The sequence below is a fragment of the Mameliella sp. CS4 genome, assembly GCF_019392335.1.
Taxonomy (GTDB): domain Bacteria; phylum Pseudomonadota; class Alphaproteobacteria; order Rhodobacterales; family Rhodobacteraceae; genus Antarctobacter.
Window position 1 is genome coordinate 104,687 of the sequence record NZ_JAHXRQ010000005.1, and the last position, 16,716, is coordinate 121,402.

At 65.5% G+C, this 16,716-nt stretch carries 20 protein-coding genes; 14 read left to right on the top strand and 6 right to left on the bottom strand.

The annotated features are described in order from the left end of the window. Positions 1 to 906, bottom strand: coding sequence for a LysR family transcriptional regulator (locus KZZ07_RS08795; protein WP_219513589.1), 906 nt, complete (start codon positions 904 to 906; stop codon positions 1 to 3). A gap of 208 nt (positions 907 to 1,114) precedes the next feature. Here KZZ07_RS08795 and KZZ07_RS08800 point away from each other — a divergent pair, with 208 nt between their 5' ends. Beyond that, positions 1,115 to 1,555 carry a DUF4399 domain-containing protein gene (locus tag KZZ07_RS08800; protein ID WP_219513591.1) on the top strand — a complete coding sequence of 147 codons (441 nt, stop codon included), beginning with the start codon at positions 1,115 to 1,117 and terminating at the stop codon, positions 1,553 to 1,555. 75 nt (positions 1,556 to 1,630) lie between these two features. On the opposite strand, the gene KZZ07_RS08805 is transcribed toward KZZ07_RS08800, so the two are convergent. Together KZZ07_RS08805 and KZZ07_RS08810 are read right to left on the bottom strand one after the other, a co-directional pair. After that, positions 1,631 to 2,191, bottom strand: coding sequence for a type 1 glutamine amidotransferase domain-containing protein (locus KZZ07_RS08805; RefSeq protein WP_219513592.1), 561 nt, complete (start codon positions 2,189 to 2,191; stop codon positions 1,631 to 1,633). Positions 2,192 to 2,266: 75 nt separating this feature from the next. After that, positions 2,267 to 4,291, bottom strand: coding sequence for an NADPH-dependent 2,4-dienoyl-CoA reductase (locus tag KZZ07_RS08810; protein ID WP_219513593.1), 2,025 nt, complete (start codon positions 4,289 to 4,291; stop codon positions 2,267 to 2,269). A 147-nt stretch (positions 4,292 to 4,438) separates the two neighbouring features. Here KZZ07_RS08810 and KZZ07_RS08815 point away from each other — a divergent pair, with 147 nt between their 5' ends. The 5 genes from KZZ07_RS08815 (at position 4,439) to KZZ07_RS08835 (ending at position 9,683) form a co-directional block, all read left to right on the top strand. Further along, positions 4,439 to 5,530, top strand: a complete 1,092-nt coding sequence (locus KZZ07_RS08815) for a hypothetical protein (RefSeq protein ID WP_219513594.1) — start codon at positions 4,439 to 4,441, stop codon at positions 5,528 to 5,530. A 50-nt stretch (positions 5,531 to 5,580) separates the two neighbouring features. Further along, complete coding sequence (gene deoC / locus KZZ07_RS08820) at positions 5,581 to 6,576, top strand: deoxyribose-phosphate aldolase (RefSeq protein ID WP_219513595.1); 996 nt, start codon at positions 5,581 to 5,583, stop codon at positions 6,574 to 6,576. A 127-nt stretch (positions 6,577 to 6,703) separates the two neighbouring features. Next, a complete protein-coding gene (locus tag KZZ07_RS08825) occupies positions 6,704 to 6,994 on the top strand; it encodes a hypothetical protein (RefSeq protein ID WP_219513596.1) in 291 nt (96 codons plus the stop codon). After that, positions 6,991 to 7,353: a hypothetical protein gene (locus tag KZZ07_RS08830; RefSeq protein WP_219513597.1), complete on the top strand. Its 363-nt coding sequence runs from the start codon at positions 6,991 to 6,993 to the stop codon at positions 7,351 to 7,353. Before KZZ07_RS08825 ends, KZZ07_RS08830 begins: the two co-directional genes overlap by 4 nt. Beyond that, positions 7,350 to 9,683 carry an aldehyde dehydrogenase family protein gene (locus KZZ07_RS08835; protein WP_219513599.1) on the top strand — a complete coding sequence of 778 codons (2,334 nt, stop codon included), beginning with the start codon at positions 7,350 to 7,352 and terminating at the stop codon, positions 9,681 to 9,683. Before KZZ07_RS08830 ends, KZZ07_RS08835 begins: the two co-directional genes overlap by 4 nt. 25 nt (positions 9,684 to 9,708) lie before the next feature. Here the strand turns inward: KZZ07_RS08835 and KZZ07_RS08840 are convergent, their stop codons facing one another. Continuing rightward, positions 9,709 to 9,924 carry a helix-turn-helix domain-containing protein gene (locus tag KZZ07_RS08840; RefSeq protein ID WP_074622298.1) on the bottom strand — a complete coding sequence of 72 codons (216 nt, stop codon included), beginning with the start codon at positions 9,922 to 9,924 and terminating at the stop codon, positions 9,709 to 9,711. Beyond that, positions 9,924 to 10,466, bottom strand: a complete 543-nt coding sequence (locus KZZ07_RS08845) for a DUF2975 domain-containing protein (RefSeq protein WP_219513602.1) — start codon at positions 10,464 to 10,466, stop codon at positions 9,924 to 9,926. The genes KZZ07_RS08840 and KZZ07_RS08845 overlap by 1 nt, the downstream gene beginning before the upstream one ends. A gap of 79 nt (positions 10,467 to 10,545) precedes the next feature. Between KZZ07_RS08845 and KZZ07_RS08850 the strand changes: the two genes are divergently transcribed. Genes KZZ07_RS08850 through rlmH form a run of 3 tightly spaced genes read left to right on the top strand, consistent with a single transcriptional unit; the run spans position 10,546 to position 12,063 of the window. Next, positions 10,546 to 11,094: a hypothetical protein gene (locus KZZ07_RS08850; protein WP_219513603.1), complete on the top strand. Its 549-nt coding sequence runs from the start codon at positions 10,546 to 10,548 to the stop codon at positions 11,092 to 11,094. Between the two features lie 15 nt (positions 11,095 to 11,109). Continuing rightward, positions 11,110 to 11,589: a ribosome silencing factor gene (gene rsfS, locus KZZ07_RS08855; protein ID WP_255564239.1), complete on the top strand. Its 480-nt coding sequence runs from the start codon at positions 11,110 to 11,112 to the stop codon at positions 11,587 to 11,589. A 3-nt stretch (positions 11,590 to 11,592) separates the two neighbouring features. After that, complete coding sequence (gene rlmH, locus KZZ07_RS08860) at positions 11,593 to 12,063, top strand: 23S rRNA (pseudouridine(1915)-N(3))-methyltransferase RlmH (RefSeq protein ID WP_219513606.1); 471 nt, start codon at positions 11,593 to 11,595, stop codon at positions 12,061 to 12,063. Positions 12,064 to 12,066: 3 nt separating this feature from the next. Here rlmH and KZZ07_RS08865 read toward each other — a convergent pair whose 3' ends face one another. Further along, positions 12,067 to 12,870 (bottom strand): undecaprenyl-diphosphate phosphatase, encoded by an 804-nt coding sequence (locus tag KZZ07_RS08865; RefSeq protein ID WP_219513607.1) that lies wholly within the window; start codon positions 12,868 to 12,870, stop codon positions 12,067 to 12,069. A gap of 227 nt (positions 12,871 to 13,097) precedes the next feature. Here KZZ07_RS08865 and KZZ07_RS08870 point away from each other — a divergent pair, with 227 nt between their 5' ends. The 5 genes from KZZ07_RS08870 (at position 13,098) to KZZ07_RS08890 (ending at position 16,714) form a co-directional block, all read left to right on the top strand. Beyond that, complete coding sequence (locus KZZ07_RS08870) at positions 13,098 to 14,534, top strand: NAD(P)-dependent oxidoreductase (protein WP_219513608.1); 1,437 nt, start codon at positions 13,098 to 13,100, stop codon at positions 14,532 to 14,534. Between the two features lie 119 nt (positions 14,535 to 14,653). Next, complete coding sequence (locus tag KZZ07_RS08875) at positions 14,654 to 15,397, top strand: hypothetical protein (protein WP_219513609.1); 744 nt, start codon at positions 14,654 to 14,656, stop codon at positions 15,395 to 15,397. Then, a complete protein-coding gene (locus KZZ07_RS08880) occupies positions 15,394 to 15,840 on the top strand; it encodes a GFA family protein (RefSeq protein WP_219513610.1) in 447 nt (148 codons plus the stop codon). The genes KZZ07_RS08875 and KZZ07_RS08880 overlap by 4 nt, the downstream gene beginning before the upstream one ends. Then, on the top strand, positions 15,840 to 16,283 hold the full coding sequence (locus KZZ07_RS08885) for a GFA family protein (protein WP_255564240.1): 444 nt from the start codon (positions 15,840 to 15,842) through the stop codon (positions 16,281 to 16,283). Before KZZ07_RS08880 ends, KZZ07_RS08885 begins: the two co-directional genes overlap by 1 nt. Continuing rightward, positions 16,280 to 16,714 carry a GFA family protein gene (locus KZZ07_RS08890; protein WP_219513611.1) on the top strand — a complete coding sequence of 145 codons (435 nt, stop codon included), beginning with the start codon at positions 16,280 to 16,282 and terminating at the stop codon, positions 16,712 to 16,714. The genes KZZ07_RS08885 and KZZ07_RS08890 overlap by 4 nt, the downstream gene beginning before the upstream one ends. Positions 16,715 to 16,716 lie beyond the last annotated feature (2 nt).

Sequence of the window (16,716 nt, forward strand, 5' to 3'; positions counted from 1 at the left end):
CTACCAGGTCTGCGGACCTTTCTCGGCAAAGGCATGCACCAGGAAGTCGATGAAGGCGCGGACCTTGGGCTGGGTGAACCGGCCCGGGGGATAGACGGCATAGATACCCTGCGTTTCCACCGGCAGATCGGGGATCGCATCCTGGACCAGCCCGGCCTCCATCGCCTCGTGGTAGAGGTAGGACGGCAGGTAGGCGATGCCCAGTCCCGCGATGCAGGCATTCAGCAACGATTGCCCGTCGTTGACCGTGAGCCAGCCGGCGGTGCGCACCTGGCGCTTTTCGCCCGAGGGCGCGGTCAGCTTCCACACATTGCCGGAAGACTGGTTGGAATAGTGCAGCAGCTTGTGCTCGTTCAGGTCGTCGATCCGCTGCGGGCGGCCGAACTTCTGGAAATACGAAGGCGAGGCGATCATGCGCTTGGTGGTGTCGGTCAGCTTGCGCGCGCGCAGGGTCGAATCCTCCAGTTCACCAATCCGCACCGCCATGTCAAAGCCTTCGGAGATCAGCTCGACGTAGCGGTTGTTCAGCACCATGTTCACGGTGATGTCGGGGAACTCGGCCAGGAATTCACCCAGCACGGGACTGAGGTGATTGACGCCGAAATCCGTCGCCACGGAAATCCGCAGCAGCCCCGAGGGTGCCGATTGCATGGATGTGACCAGTGCATCCGCCTCTCCGGCGTCGTTCAACACCCGGCGGGCACGGTCGTAATAGGCCAGGCCAATCTCGGTAGGGGAAACGCGGCGGGTCGTGCGGTTCAAAAGGCGCGCGCCAAGCCGCGCCTCCAGGCTGGACACATGTTTCGATACGGCAGACTTGGAGATGCCCATCTTCTTGGCCGCATCGGTGAAGCCGCCCTGGTCCACGACTGTGGCAAAGGCCTCCATTTCGGTCAGACGGTCCATTCAGGTCTCCATTCAAAAGTCTTTCGTTTTGCAACCTATGCTTTTGAACTGGGGCGCAACTTGGGCAAGGAGGCGACAATTGAGGGGTAATGCGTCGCGCTGTCTGCGACGGGGAAACACTAAAAGCCTGTCCGGAATCGCGTAAAAGTGTAGCCTGAGCACCTGAAGGCAACTTCGACAGAACTGATTTTCAGGGAGGACTACCCCCATGTTTCGTTCAATTCTCTGCGCCGCCGCTCTGGCCGTCGCACCTTTGGCCGTCATGGCCGACGGCGTGCCCGCGCCCGAAGGCGCCAAGGTCTATTTCATCAACATTGCCGATGGCGACACGGTAAAAAGCCCGGTCGCGGTCCAGTTCGGCCTGGCCGGCATGGGCGTGGCTCCCGCCGGGACCGACAAGGAGAACACCGGCCACCACCACATCCTGATCGACCGCGCCCCCTTCGGCGAGGGCGCCGAAGATGCCGAGTACAAGAATTACGGCATCCCGGGAGACGACAACCACCGCCACTTCGGCGGCGGCCAGACCGAGGTCACGCTGGGCCTCGACCCCGGCCAGCACACGCTGCAGCTGGTGCTGGGCGACATGAACCACATCCCGCACGACCCGCCGGTGGTTTCGGACCAGATCACGATCACGGTGGAATAACCTACCTCCGGACCGACAAAGGGCGCGCCGCAACAGCGACGCGCCCATTTTCATGTCCCGATCGCATGGTCCGTGTCAGGCAGCCTTGCGACTGTGCCGACCCTCTTCGACCTCTTCCACGATCTTGGCCACGAAGGCGTCAAGGTCGCCCGGATTGCGGCTGGTGACGATGCCGCTGTCGGCAATCACGGGTTCATCCATGACCCGGGCGCCAGCGTTCTTCAGGTCGGTCCGGATCGACGGGTAAGCCGTCATTTCGCGGCCCGCCACGATATCGGCTTCGATCAGCACCCAGGGCGCGTGGCAGATGGCGGCAATCACTTTACCCTGTTCGGCAAAGGCCCGCACCAGCGCGATCACGGGCGCCTCGACCCGCAGCAGGTCCGGGTTGATCTGGCCGCCGGGAATCACCAGCGCGTCGTACTGGGTGGCGTCGGCATCCGCGACGCGCAGGTCTGCGCCCGCCGGACGCCCCCAGTCGCTGCCCTGCCAGCCCGTCGCCGCCTCGCCGTCAAGCGTGGCGACATGGACCGTTGCGCCCTTGGCGCGCAGCTGGTCGCGAGGCACTTCGAGTTCTGACTGTTCAAAGCCATGCGTGGCGATGATGAGGATTTTTGCGTTGCCGATATCGGCCATGACAAACCTCCTTGCTTGCGTTTCGGTTGCAGGGGAAACGCAAGCAGGCGGCGTATGTTCCAAGACCCACCGCCGTCAGAGCGTGGCCGCCAGCCGCGTGCCCTGGTCAATGGCGCGTTTGGCATCCAGTTCCGCCGCCACGTCGGCACCGCCGATCACATGGGTCTCGACGCCCTTGGCCTCAAGCGCGTCGGCCAAGGTGCGTTCGCTGACCTGCCCGGCGCACAGCACGATGGTATCGCAGGCGATCACCTCGGGCCGCTCGCGCGCCTCGCCATAGCTGACGTGCAGGCCCGCGTCGTCGATGCGTTCGTAGTTTACGCCGCTGCGCATCTCGACGCCCTTCATCTTCAGCGCCGCGCGGTGAATCCAGCCCGTGGTCTTGCCCAGCCGCTTGCCCGGGCGTTCGGCCTTGCGCTGCAACAGAACGACCTCACGTTCGGCGGCGTCGGGCCGTGGCCCTTCGGGTGCAAGGCCCGAGCGCGCCTCGGCCGGGTCCGTCACGCCCCATTCGCGCATCCAGTCGGGCAGGTTTTCCGTCGGACTGTCCGCCGTCACGAGGAATTCAGCCACGTCGAAACCGATGCCGCCCGCGCCAATGATTGCGACGCGCTTGCCAACCTCGGCCCCGTCGCGCAGCACGGCGACATAGCCCTTGACCGATGCGTGATCCTGCCCCGGGATCTGCGGGTCGCGCGGCAGGACGCCGGTCGCCACGATCACCGCGTCGAAGCCTTCCAGCGTCTCGACCGTGGCCTCTGTCCCAAGGCGCAGCTCGACACCTGCCGCCTGCGTCATGGCAGTGAACCAATCCACCAGCCCGTCGAATTCCTCTTTGCCGGGGACCTTGCGGGCCATGTTCAGCTGTCCGCCCAGGGTGTCGGCCTTGTCGAACAGCACCACCTTGTGCCCGCGCTCCGCCGCCATGATCGCCGCGGACAGTCCGGCCGGACCGGCGCCGACGACCGCGATTTGACGCGGCGCATCGGTCGGGGTCACCACCAGTTCCGTCTCGAAGGCCGCCTTGGGGTTGACCAAGCAGGTCGAAACCTTGCCCTGGAAGGTGTGATCCAGACAGGCCTGGTTGCAGGCGATGCAGGGCGCGATCAGATGCGACTGGCCGCGCGCCGCCTTGGCCACGAAATCCGGGTCGGCGAGGAAGGGCCGCGCCAGGCTGACCATGTCGGCGCAGCCCTCGGCCAGCACCTGCTCGGCCACCTCCGGCGTGTTGATCCGGTTCGAGGTGATCAACGGCACGCCGACCTTTCCCATCAGCTTTTGCGTCACCCAGGCAAAGGCCCGGCGGGGCACGCTGGTGGCGATGGTGGGCACCCGCGCCTCGTGCCAGCCGATGCCGGTGTTGATGATATTGGCGCCCGCCGCCTCGACCGCCTGCGCCAGTTGCACCACCTCGTCATGGGTGGAACCATTGGGCACCAGGTCGATCATCGACAGGCGGAAGATGACGATGAAATCATCGCCGACCGCCGCACGTACCCGGCGCATGACCTCGACCGGCAGGCGCATCCGGTTCTCATAGCTGCCGCCCCAGCCATCGGTGCGCTTGTTGGTATGGGTGACAAGGAACTGGTTGAGGAAATAGCCCTCCGAGCCCATGATCTCGACCCCGTCATAGCCCGCCTCGCGGGCGCGGGCGGCGGATGTGGCAATGTCCGCGATCTGCTTTTCGATGCCGTCCTCGTCCAGCTCGTTCGGCGGAAAGGGAGAGATCGGAGATTTCACCGGAGACGGGGCGACGCAGTCGGGGCCATAGGCATAGCGGCCCGCGTGCAGGATCTGCATGGCGATCTTGCCATCCGCCTCGTGCACCCGGTCGGTAACCATCCGGTGGTTGGCGATATCCTCAGGCGTAAACAGTCCCGCCGCGCCCGGAAAGACACCGCCTTCGCGATTGGGGGCCATGCCGCCCGTCACCATCAGGCCGACCCCGCCACGCGCCCGCGTGGCGTAGAACTCTGCCACCCGGTTCCAGTCGCCCCGCTCTTCGAGATTGGTGTGCATCGACCCCATCAGCACGCGGTTCCTGAGCGTGGTGAAACCAAGGTCGAGCGGGCGCAGCAGGTGCGGATATTCTGTCATCAAGTCCTCCCGGGGTCCTCGCGCTCACCTCACATGATGCACCTGACGCTGTCACGATCAACGTCACGTCATGGCCACCGCGCGATCATCGCTTTACCCCATGCACCCGCTGGGCTAGCGAAATGGGGCGTAATACTGGAAGACCCGATGAGCGATTTCGCCACCCTCAGTCTCGACGGCAGCGGCCTGTCCCGCACACCGCGCGTGCGTGCCTCCAAACGGGCCGAGGATTACCTCGACCGGTTCGATTCTACGACGCTCTGGCTGGACGCGGTCTGGCACGACGGCGCGGTTGTGCTGATCTGCCCGAGGCTCAACAACCTGGACCGGAGCGTGGCGCGGGCGCGTTTCACTTTGGACGGGTCAGAGGTGCGCCCGCGCATCACGCGCTATTACCGCCATACTCTGATCCGTCTGCGCGCCGATGTCCAACCGTCCCGTGTCGCGGTCGAGGTCGGGGATTGGCGGGGGGAAACCCCGGTCAACGGCCCGGACACCCGGCTGGATGGGCGCAACGTTCTGATGACGCTGTCAAAGGACAACCACCCGGACTGGATCGAGGACTGGGCCAGGTTCCACGCCGCCCACCACGGCGCCGACGCGGTGCTGTTCGTCGACAATGGGTCGGAAACCTTGGGGCCTGACCAGATCCGCCCCGCACTGGAACGGGCGGGCTATGAGCAGGTCATCGTCCTGTCGACGCCGCTGCGTTACGGGCCGCGCGGATTGCCCCCTTTTATCAACGCCGAGCTGTTCCTGCAGACGGGCATTCTGAACGCGCTGCAATTCCGGTTCCTGCAGGGCGCGCGCGCGGTCCTGAATTGCGACGTGGACGAACTGGTGATGACGCCCGGCCGCACCGTTTTCGATGCCGCAGTGCAAAGCCGCGCCGGCTTTGTCCGTTTTCCGGGCCGCTGGGTGCATCCCGCGCCCGAGGCAGAGGGTTGGCCCTGGCACGCGCGCCACAGCCACCGGGACGCGCCGGTCAAGACTTGCCCGCCAAAATGGTGCGTGGTGCCCGGCGGTCCGCTGCGCGGCTACCAATGGCGCGCGCATGAACTGGAACGGCTGCCCTTCGCGCGCCGGTTCCAGCTGGACAACGCCTGGTTCTACCATTGCCGGAACATCACCAACGGCTGGAAATCGCTGAAGCGCACGCAGGTGCGCGGGGGCACCGTGCCGGACCCGGGATTGCAAGAGGCGCTGGCCGCGGCGGACCTGCCTCAGCGTTCCGCTTGAAAAGCCCTGCCGCCGGGGGCAGGCTGACCGCAAACCAGTTTGGAGGGCGCATGACACCCGTCACCGTCAAAGGCGACAAGACCGCGCAACTGCCCCAGCTTCAGGATGCGCGCAACCCCGGCATGATGCTGGACATGGACTGGGTCCGCGCCGCCCGCGCCAACCGTTCGGCCATCGAACGGCGCGCAGCCACCTTGCCCGGACGGCGCTCGGTCAAGAAAGAGTATCAGGCCGCCTGGCTGGCGCGCGCGATCTCCTGCATCGACCTGACGACGCTGGCGGGCGACGACACGCCGGGCCGGGTCGCCCGGCTGTGTGCCAAGGCGCGTCATCCCGTGCGCGCCGACCTTTTGGAGGCGCTGGGCCTCGAAGGGCTGACCGTCGGCGCGGTCTGTGTCTACCACGACATGATCGGCCCGGCGCTGGGCGCCCTGCAAGGGTCCGGCATCCCCGTGGCCGCCGTGTCGACCGGATTCCCGGCGGGACTGTCGCCCTTTCGTCTGCGTGTGGCCGAGATCGAGGAAAGCGTTCAGGCGGGTGCACAGGAGATCGACATCGTCATCTCGCGCCGCAAGGTCCTGACCGGCGACTGGCAGGGGCTCTATGACGAGATGCGCACCTTCCGCGCCGCCTGCGGCGAGGCCCACGTCAAGGCGATCCTTGCCACCGGAGAGCTGGGCACGCTGCAGAATGTCGCCCGCGCAAGCCTCGTCTGCATGATGGCGGGGGCCGATTTCATCAAGACCTCGACCGGCAAGGAAAGCGTCAACGCCACACTGCCCGTCAGCCTTGTGATGATGCGGGCGATCCGCGCCTATCATGCGGCCACCGGCTATCGCGTCGGCTACAAGCCCGCAGGCGGAATTTCCAAGGCCAAGGACGCGCTGACCTACCTGGCGATGGTCAAGGAGGAACTGGGCGACCGCTGGCTGCGGCCCGACCTCTTCCGCTTTGGCGCCTCGTCGCTGCTGGGCGATATCGAGCGGCAGCTGGAACATCATGTCACCGGGGCCTACTCGGCGTCCTGGCGGCACGCGGCGGGGTGAGGTCCAGTCCGCGCAGCGGCAGACCGTCCGTGGGACGGTCTGAGGGCCGAACGGGCGGAGCCCCGAAAAGACAGGAAACGAGACCGATGGTGGCATTGGAAAAACCGGAAATCAGGAGCGGCTCCAGATGCAGATGACACCGCAATGGTCGCTGATGATGGTGGCCGTCTTTCTGGTGATGGGGGTCAGCAACTGGCGGCGACGGCGGCTGAAGCGCGCCGCGCGCGACCTGCCGACACGGCTGTTCCGCCAGTTGGGGCCGGAACCGGAATTCGACCTGCCCGACAGCCCGCCCGAGGGGCTGGAAGACTTTGCCGCCCTGCAAAAACGCAGCCTGCGGGTGCAGCACCTCGTCTGGGGCCTGGCGCTGATCTGGCTGGTTTACGTGATCTACCTGGCAATGGGAGCCGCACAATGAAGCCCGCCCTCATGGCCCTTGCCGTGCTTGGTCTTGCAACACCTGTCCTGGCGCAAAGCTATGCCTGCGCGCCTTGGGGCGCGGAGGCCGCCGGTCTTCCCCCCATCGCCGCAATCACCGTAAGTCAGGGCATCATCATGATCGACCAAGGCGGACTGAAGACCACGGCACGCATGGCACGGGGATCGCTGAAACGTCGGGTCTTTCTGTCCGAAGAGGCGGCACTCATTGTCTACGGCGATCCCGTTCTGGCGGGCGGGGAGCCGCCCACCTTCGGGGACCGTGTCACCCTCCAGCACCTGCAATTCGACGCACACGCGCCGAACCTGGCACAAACCGCCTGCGAGAGGCTGAAATGAGCATCAAAGAGATCTTCGAAAACATGGATTACGGCCCCGCCCCCGAAAGCGCCGGGGATGCGCTGGCCTGGATCGTCGACCAGGGATCGCGGTTCGGCCATTTCATCAACGGCGCCTTCACCGAGGCGGGGACAGGCTTCGACAGCCGTAACCCGGCCACCGGAGAGGTTCTGGCGACGCTGACGCAGGCCACGCAGGACGACGTTGACGCCGCCGTGGCTGCCGCCCGCGCAGCCCAGCCGGCATGGGAGGCGCTGGGAGGACCGGGCCGCGCGCGCCATCTCTATGCGCTGGCGCGGCTGTTGCAGAAACACGCGCGGCTGTTCGCCGTGCTGGAAACGCTGGATAACGGCAAGCCGATCCGCGAAAGCCGCGACATCGACATCCCCCTTGCCCAGCGGCATTTCTACTATCACGCGGGCATGGCGCAACTGATGGACAGCGAGCTGCCCGACCGGCAGGCGCTGGGGGTCTGCGGCCAGATCGTACCGTGGAACTTTCCGCTGCTCATGCTGTCGTGGAAGATCGCCCCGGCGCTGGCCACCGGCAACACGGTGGTGCTGAAACCGGCCGAGTGGACCTCGCTGACCGCATTGCTGTTCGCCGACATCTGCCAACAGGCGGGTCTGCCTGCGGGCGTGGTCAATATCGTCACCGGCGACGGCCGGGTGGGCGAGATGATCACCGACGCGGACGTGGACAAGATCGCCTTTACCGGCTCGACCGAGGTTGGCCGCAAGATCCGGCAGGCGACGGCCGGGCGCGGCATCGGCCTGACGCTCGAACTGGGGGGCAAATCCCCTTACGTTGTCTTCGAGGACGCCGACCTGGACAGCGCCATCGAGGGGTTGGTGGATGCGATCTGGTTCAACCAGGGACAGGTTTGCTGCGCCGGGTCCCGCCTCTTGGTGCAAGAGGGCGTGGCGGACGCCTTCCACGACCGGCTGCGTGCGCGGATGGACAAGCTGCGCATTGGCAATCCGCTGGACAAATGCATCGACGTCGGCGCCATCGTCGCCCCCGAACAGCTGCGCCGGATCGAGGACATGGTTTCCGGCGCCGAGGGCACGATCTATCGCGCCAACTGCCCCCTGCCCGAGGGCTGTTATTACCCGCCGACGCTGATCTCTGGCCTGTCGCCCGCCTCGCCCCTGATGCAGGAAGAGATATTCGGCCCGGTACTGGTCTCTTCGACCTTCCGCACGCCTGCCGAGGCAGTCGCGCTGGCCAACAACACGCGCTATGGGCTGGCCGCCAGCGTCTGGTCCGAGAACATCAACACCGCGCTGGACGTGGCGCCGCAACTGGCGGCGGGGGTGGTCTGGGTCAACGGGACCAACATGTTCGACGCCGCCGCCGGGTTCGGAGGTGTCCGCGAAAGCGGCTTTGGCCGTGAAGGCGGCTGGGAGGGCCTGCGCGCCTATACCCGCCCCCGGGGCGACACCGCAACGCTGGCCCCGGTCGAGGCTTTTGCCGGCGACAGCGCCGAGCCGCAGCCGGTGGACCGCACCGCCAAGCTCTATATCGGCGGCAAGCAGGCGCGGCCCGACGGTGGCTACGCGCGCAACATCCATGACGCGACGGGCAAGCTGATCGGCCAGGCGCCCATCGCCAACCGCAAGGACATCCGCAACGCCGTCGAGGCGGCGCGCGGCGCGGGCGGCTGGGCCAAGGCCACCGCGCACAACCGCGCGCAAGTTCTCTATTACATCGGCGAGAACCTCTCGGCTCGGGCAGGGGACTTCGCCGCCCTGATCGACCGGCTGACCGGTGACGACAACGGCGCGGCCGAGGTCGAGGCCAGCGTGAACCGGCTGTTCACTGCCGCCGCCTGGGCGGACAAGTTCGACGGTGGGGTGCGCAGCGTGCCCATGCGCGGTGTTGCACTTGCGATGAACGAACCCTGCGGGGTGATCGGCGCGCTCTGTGCGGACGAGGCGCCGCTTCTGGGGCTGGTGTCGGTCATGGCGCCCGCCATCGCGATGGGGAACCGGGTGGTGCTGATCGCCTCCGACCCCTTCCCGCTGGCCGCGCTGGAGTTCACCCAGGTGCTGGAAACCTCTGACGTGCCGGGGGGCGTTGTAAACATCCTCACCGGCGCGCATGTCGAGCTGGCCCCGGTGCTGGCCGCCCACATGGATGTCGAAGCGGTCTGGTCCTTCTCGTCCAGCGACCTGTCGGAGGCGATCGAGACCGCCTCGGCCGGAAACCTGAAACGGACCTGGGTCAATGACGGGCGCGCGCGCGACTGGCAGGACACCGGCGACACCCGCGACTTTCTGGAACAGGCGACCGAGGTCAAGACGGTCTGGGTGCCCTACGGCGCATGACCGAAGCGGCGGGGTAAACCCCGCCCTACGCTTCCCCCTCGGGCAGGGCCTCCAGCAGATCGCCGGGCTGGCAGTCGAGGACCTCGCAGATCTTCGCCAGTGTCTCAAAGCGGATGCCCTTGACCTTGCCGGATTTCAGCAAGGAAATGTTCTGCTCGGTGATGCCCACGCGCTCGGCCAGCTCGCGTGAGCGCATCTTGCGCCGCGCCAGCATCACGTCCAGCCGCACCACGATCTGCATCAGACGAATCCCTCGTTCTCGGCCCTGAGCGCGACGGCCTGGCTGGTCACCAGCCCGACGATCAGCATCATCCCGCCCGCAAGGACAAAGCCCAGGTCAGCCGAGGACACGGCAAGCGAGACCATCCTTTGTCCCGCGGGCGCGCCGAGGGTCAGAAACAGTGTCTCGACCGGATGGGCCAGCACCCCCACCGCCGACTGCGCCAGGAAACCCAGGCCGATGTGCCGCAGCGCATGGGCCGCCGAGGGGGTCAGTGCCGCGTCCCCCGCGTAACAGGCAAAAAGCCGGCTCATGTGCCAAAGCGTGTAAAGCACGGCGCCCAGTGCCACCCAGGCTCCCGCCACCAGTGCCAGCCGGCTCGCCCCGCCGATGCTGCGCCCGCCCATGTCCAGACCAAGCGCCGCCGCACGGTGCGAAATGAGCAAGGCGGGATCGACGGCAATCCAGACCACCAGCCCGAGGATCACCGCCATCGCGAGGAATGAGAGCCCGCGCAGAACCTGGGCGGCGCGGCGCGTGGCAAGGGGAAGTCGATAGGTCATGGCACTGTCCAGTTTATCTTTTAATTCATATTATTTAATGTAAGACAATAAACCCCGATTCCACAAGAGGAGGTTCTTTGTGTTCCGCCTACTCCCGTTCCTGGCTTTGCTAAGCGCCTGCACGGCCTTGGCGCCACAAACCCTGCAAGACTTGCGCCAGGTTGATCCGTTGACCGCCGATCCGGCGGATTTCCAGATCCACCTGCACTTGCCCGATGGTCTGGACCTTCCGCCCGACTCGGCGCGCTTGACCCTTGCAGCGGCTTCGCCCCGGGGCGCATTCGACGAGGGCTTTGTCCTGCAGCGCCGGGACACGCGCGGCGGGACTCTGATTCTGGCCGTTGCGCCCGCTGACCTGGACACCCTGCGGGCAGCGCAGGCCCGTGCCCGCGCCTGGAAAACCGAAGCCCCCGAACGAACCTCGGGCTCGCTGGAAATGTCCTTTGGCCTTTGCCTGCATGGGGTCGGGCCTGATCCGGATGCGCCTGTTTCCGCCGATCTGGTGCTGGAAAAAGATGGTCAGGCGCGGCCTTTCCTGCGCCCGCAACCCGTTGACCGCTACCTGAAAAAGCTGAAGGCACAGGCAGATACAGTCCCCCTGCCCTGTCCCCCCGCCGCGCGACATTGAGAATTTACATTTCCGATGCTATCTTTAAGACATGCCCATGCGTCCGGGCTTGGGGGGCGCGCAGCGACACAGGAGGACATTGTCCTGTCTTCGACGACACTTGCGGCACATGCCGCTCATCAAGGCCGGGGCATTTCGGCCATGACACAGAGCGAACCGACCGCCGAGGGCATTCTCGCGGCAGTGCTCGAAACTCTCTCCGACAACAAGGCAGAGGATATCGTGCAGATCGACCTGCGCGGCAAATCCTCGGTGTGCGATTACATGGTCATCGCCACTGGCCGTTCGTCGCGCCAGGTCGCGGCGCTGTCGGAAAAGCTGGCGGATGAACTCAAGCAGAGCTTCGGCGTTCTCTCCACGATGGAGGGCAAGGACACCGGGGACTGGGTACTGATCGACGCGGGGGACGTGGTTGTCCATCTCTTCCGTCCCGAGGTGCGCGAGTTCTACCAGCTGGAAAAGATGTGGGCTCCGGTGGCAGGCAATCAGGCCTGATCGGTGCGCGTACATCTTTGCGTGGTTGGCCGGCTCCGCAAGGGGCCGGAAAAGGCGCTTGTCGATGATTACCTGACACGTTTCGACCGGACTGGCCGGGCGCTGGGCCTTGGCCCGGCGCAGGTGATCGAGGTCGAGGACCGCAAGGGCGGCGGCATGGCGGGCGAGGCCGCGCTGCTGCGGCGTGCGATCCCGTCAGGCGCGCGGATCTGTGCGCTGGACGAACGCGGCCACATGTGGTCCTCGCCCGAGTTTTCCGGAAAGCTGGCAGACTGGCGCGATGGTGGCGCGCAGGATCTGGCCTTTGTCATTGGCGGCGCTGACGGGATCGACCCGGCCCTGAGGGCCGAGGCGCAGGACCTCATGTCCTTTGGGCCAATGGTCTGGCCGCACATGCTGGTACGGGTGATGCTGACCGAACAGCTTTACCGCGCCGCCTCGATCCAGGCGGGGGCGCCCTACCATCGGGTCTGACGCTCAGGCGTAGGCGATCCAGAGCAGAAACAGCCCCAGGATCACCCGGTAGATGACGTAAGGCGTAAAGCTGACCGACCGCAACAGACGCATCATCAGCGAGAGCGCACCCAGCGCCGAAACGAAGGCCAGCGCCGCCGCAATCGCCCCGTCGCGCGCGGCCTGTGCATCGGCGCTGGCGATGACCTCGACCCCCAGCAGGGCGGCAGAGGCCATGATCGTCGGGATCGACATCAGCATGGCCAACTTGGCGCCATCGTGCCGGTTATAGCCCAGATGGCGCGCCGCTGTGATGGTGATGCCGGACCGCGAGGTGCCCGGGATCAGGGCCACGGCCTGCCAAAGCCCCATGACGATCGCATCCCGCAGGCTCCAGTCGCTGTCCGCCTTGTCCTGCGCGCCTTTCATGTCGGCCCAGTAAAGCACGAGACCAAAGATCAGCATGGTCCAGCCGATCACCGCCGTCGAACGCAGCATGTCGTCCACGCCAGAGAGCTTGAGCGCCAGTCCGAAAAGGATCACCGGGATCGTGGCAATGAGCAACAGGAAGGCCAGGCGCGCGCCCGGAGTGTCCATACGCCCGGTCATGAGCCTCAGCGTGCCGGCGGCAGCGTCCTTAACATCGGTTCGGAAGTAGAGGATCACGGCCAGCAAGGTGCCGACGTGAACGGCCACGTCGATCACCTGCCCCTGGTCCTGCATGCCCGTCAGATTCGGCAGGAGAATCAGGTGGCCGGAGGAAGAAATCGGCAGAAATTCGGTAACCCCCTGTATCAGGGCAAGAATCAGGAGTTGCGTAAAAGCCATTGTCGGGGTCCAATCAAAGCTACCCGCCTTGGTATAACTCCTTGTTTCAGAGCCGAAAGCGGCAATTTAAGTCCGATTCGGACATAAATTGCGGGGTGAGGTGTGTTTTTTGAGGTCTCAAAACAGGAATATTCTGGATAAAGGTCAGCATGACTGACTTTCATTCTTGCGCAAGCTTCTGTAAGGAGGCGCGGACGATCTAGGGATTACCTGCAAAGGGTGGATGAATGGCGAAGCAGCCGATGCTGAAATTTGTGTCCGTGGGGCGGGAGATGCCGGTCAAGCGGGAGGCCGCAGAGCGCCGGACGGATTTCGACGAGATCTATGCCGAATACGCCGAGGCCAAGGCCGCGGAACAGGCCGCGCGTTGCAGCCAGTGCGGCGTGCCCTATTGCCAGAGCCATTGCCCGCTTCACAACAATATCCCCGACTGGCTGCGCCTGACCGCGACGGGCCGCCTGCAGGAGGCCTATGAGGTCAGCCAGGCGACCAATACCTTCCCCGAGATCTGTGGCCGCATCTGCCCGCAGGACCGCCTCTGCGAAGGCAACTGCGTCATCGAACAATCGGGCCACGGCACCGTCACCATCGGCTCGGTCGAGAAATACATCACCGACACCGCCTGGGACAAAGGCTGGGTCAAACCTGTCACCCCGGCGCAGGAACGCACTGAAAGCGTCGGCATCATCGGCGCAGGCCCCGGCGGGCTGGCCGCGGCCGATATGCTGCGCCGTGCCGGTGTGCAGGTGACCGTCTATGACCGCTACGACCGTTCGGGCGGGCTGCTGACCTATGGTATCCCCGGCTTCAAGCTGGAGAAGGACATCGTGATGCGCCGCAACAAGCAGCTCGAAGAGGGCGGCGTGCGCTTTGTGATGAACTGTAACGTGGGCGACGACCTGTCGTTCGACGAGATCCGGGCACAACATGATGCGGTCATCATCGCCACCGGCGTCTACAAGTCGCGTGACCTGGGCGGCCCGGGTGCGGGCGCGAAAGGAATCGTCAAGGCCATCGACTATCTGACCGCCTCGAACCGCGCATCGAACTTTGGCGACAGCGTGCCCGAATTCGAAAGCGGAGAGCTGAACGCCAAGGGCAAGAAGGTTGTCGTGATCGGCGGCGGCGACACGGCGATGGACTGTGTCCGCACCGCGATCCGCCAGGGCGCGACCAGTGTCAAATGCCTGTATCGCCGCGACCGTGCCAACATGCCAGGGAGCCAGCGCGAGACGCAGAACGCCGAGGAAGAAGGCGTGGTCTTTGAATGGCTGACCGCGCCCAAGGGCTTTAAGGGTGAGCCGGTCAATGCCGTGGTGGTCGAGAAAATGCGCCTGGGCGCACCGGATGCCACCGGCCGCCAGCGCCCCGAGGTGATCGAGGGATCGGACTACGACGAACCCGCCGATCTGGTCATCAAGGCGCTGGGTTTCGAGCCCGAGGAACTGCCGACGCTCTGGGGCTGTCCCGAGCTGGAAGTGACCCGCTGGGGCACCATCAAGGCCGAGTTCACCAGCGGGCGCACCGCGCTGCCCGGCGTCTATGCCATCGGCGATATCGTGCGTGGCGCAAGCTTGGTTGTCTGGGCGATCCGTGACGGGCGCGACTGTGTCGAGGCCGTCCTGCAGGACATGAACGGCAAGGGAGCCGTCGCCGCAGAGTGACCGGGTCGGCCTGTACGTTTTGTACAAAACGTACATCGATTCCAGCATTTTGTACAAACCGGCAAGGGTTGATTAACCAAGGCGCAGACGGCGCCTGAATGGGTCAGAAAGGCTGTCTCATGGGGCTCAAAAGATTGACCAAGGGTAAAGGCTCGACCGCGCTCCGCGCCGGTCTGGCGGCGCTTGCGCTGCTGGGCGGTGCGGGCGCGGGCCAGGCCCAGGGCGGGCTGTTCACCCCGCCCGAGGGCTGCAAGACCTACCTGACGGTTCAATCCCGCAGCTGCGTCGTGACCAATCACTTTGTCTGCCCGCAGATCGACCCGGATCACCGGTTCCGCACCGATTTCGGCGAGGCCGGTGCCTATTTCACCAGCCGCATCGACGGCGACGGCCAGTGGATCGAAAGCGGCCCGCCCGAGGCGCCGACCCGCACCCGGACGGTGCGCCCGATCCGCGATCCCGGCAGCGTGTCCGAGCTGATCGAAAACGGCCTCGACAGTTTCGATTTCACCCAGAGGTCGACGATCGACGGCCCGACCCGCGTGACCGGCTTTGACCGGATCATCGGCGAGATCGAGATCGACGGCGAAAAGCTGTACCGGACAGAGTTCGAGATGACCCGCAGCGATGCCTCGGGGCGGGTGATCGAACATGTCCGGGGACGCGAATACGTCTCGGACAAGCACAAGCGGTTCTTTGCGGGCTTTGCCGCCGACGTCACCGAGGACGCGCGCCAGGCCAACGCGCGCGACCGCAGCCCGGTGGAGTTCATCTATCCCGGCGAACAGGGGTTTCGCGGCATCTATCCGCGCCATGACTGCGACCTGATGAGCGGATTGCCCCAAGCAGAGGACAAGGCATGAGCAAGTTGGCAAGCGGCGGGTGCCTCTGCGGCGCCGTGCGGTACACCCTTTCGAAGCCTCCCGAAGGCTATGGCGCTTGCCATTGCGGCATGTGCCGCAAGTGGAGCGGCGGGATCGAGCTGGGCATCGAGGTCGCCCCAGGTGGGATCACCTGGCAAGGCGAAGATCTGATTGCGACCTACAAGAGTTCGGAGTGGGCAGAGCGCGGCTGGTGCCGCGAATGCGGCTCCAACCTGTTCTGGCGCCTGACGGCGCCCGGCCCGATGCAGGGGCTGCTGGCGCTTTGTGCCGGATCGCTGGACAGGCTGGACGGTCTGGAGTTGCAGTCGGAGGTCTACATCGACCACAAGCCTGCCGGACATGCCTTTGCAGGCGATCGCAAGCGCATGACCGAGGCCGAGGTCCTGGCTTCGGTCGGCATGACCCCGCCGGAGGACACCTGATGGAACGCAAGGGTGGCTGCATGTGCGGCGCGGTCCGGTTTACCGCGCAGGAGGTGCCGGCAGAGGCCGGGGCCTGCCATTGCGAGATGTGCCGCCGCTGGACCGGATCGGCGCTGATCGGCGTGACCGTGCCGCTGAAGAACGTGACCTGGGAGGATGAAACCCACCTGGGGCGTATCCAGTCCAGTCCCTGGGCGGAACGCGGGTTCTGCACGCGCTGCGGCTCGGGGATGTTTTTCCGGGTGACGATGGAGTCCGAGTACTCGGACGACATCGAACTGCCCATCGGCGTCTTTGACGAAGCGGACGGTTTCGAGATCACCAACGAGATCTACATCGACGTGAAACCCGACAGCTTTGCCTACGAGGGCCAGGCCGGGCGCAAGTTGATGACGCGGGCCGAGTGCCATGCGAAATTCGGCGTTCTGGGAGACTCCGAATGAGCGCAACGACCGGTCATTGCCTGTGCGGTGCCGTCACGGTGCGGGTCGAGTCGCTGTCCGACGAGATTTCGGCCTGTTTCTGCGACCTCTGCACGCGCTGGGGCGGTGGCCTGCAGATGGGCATCGAGGCGCCTGCCAACAGGGTGACCATCGAGGGTCCGCTCAAGACGCATCGGTCCTCGGCGCTGGCCGAGCGCGGCTGGTGCGACACCTGCGGCTCGTCGGTGCTGTTTCGCTATGTCGCCGACCGCGACACCGGGTACCTGGAGCTGTCGCCGGGCCTGTTCGAGAATGCCGGGGGCGCGCGACTGACGCGCGTGGTCTATGCGGACCGCCACCCCGATGGATATTGGCTGGAGGGCGCCGAGGTCGCGCAGGTCAGCCAGAAGGACTACGAGGCGGGGAACCCGCATCTCAACGAGGAGTGCTGAGC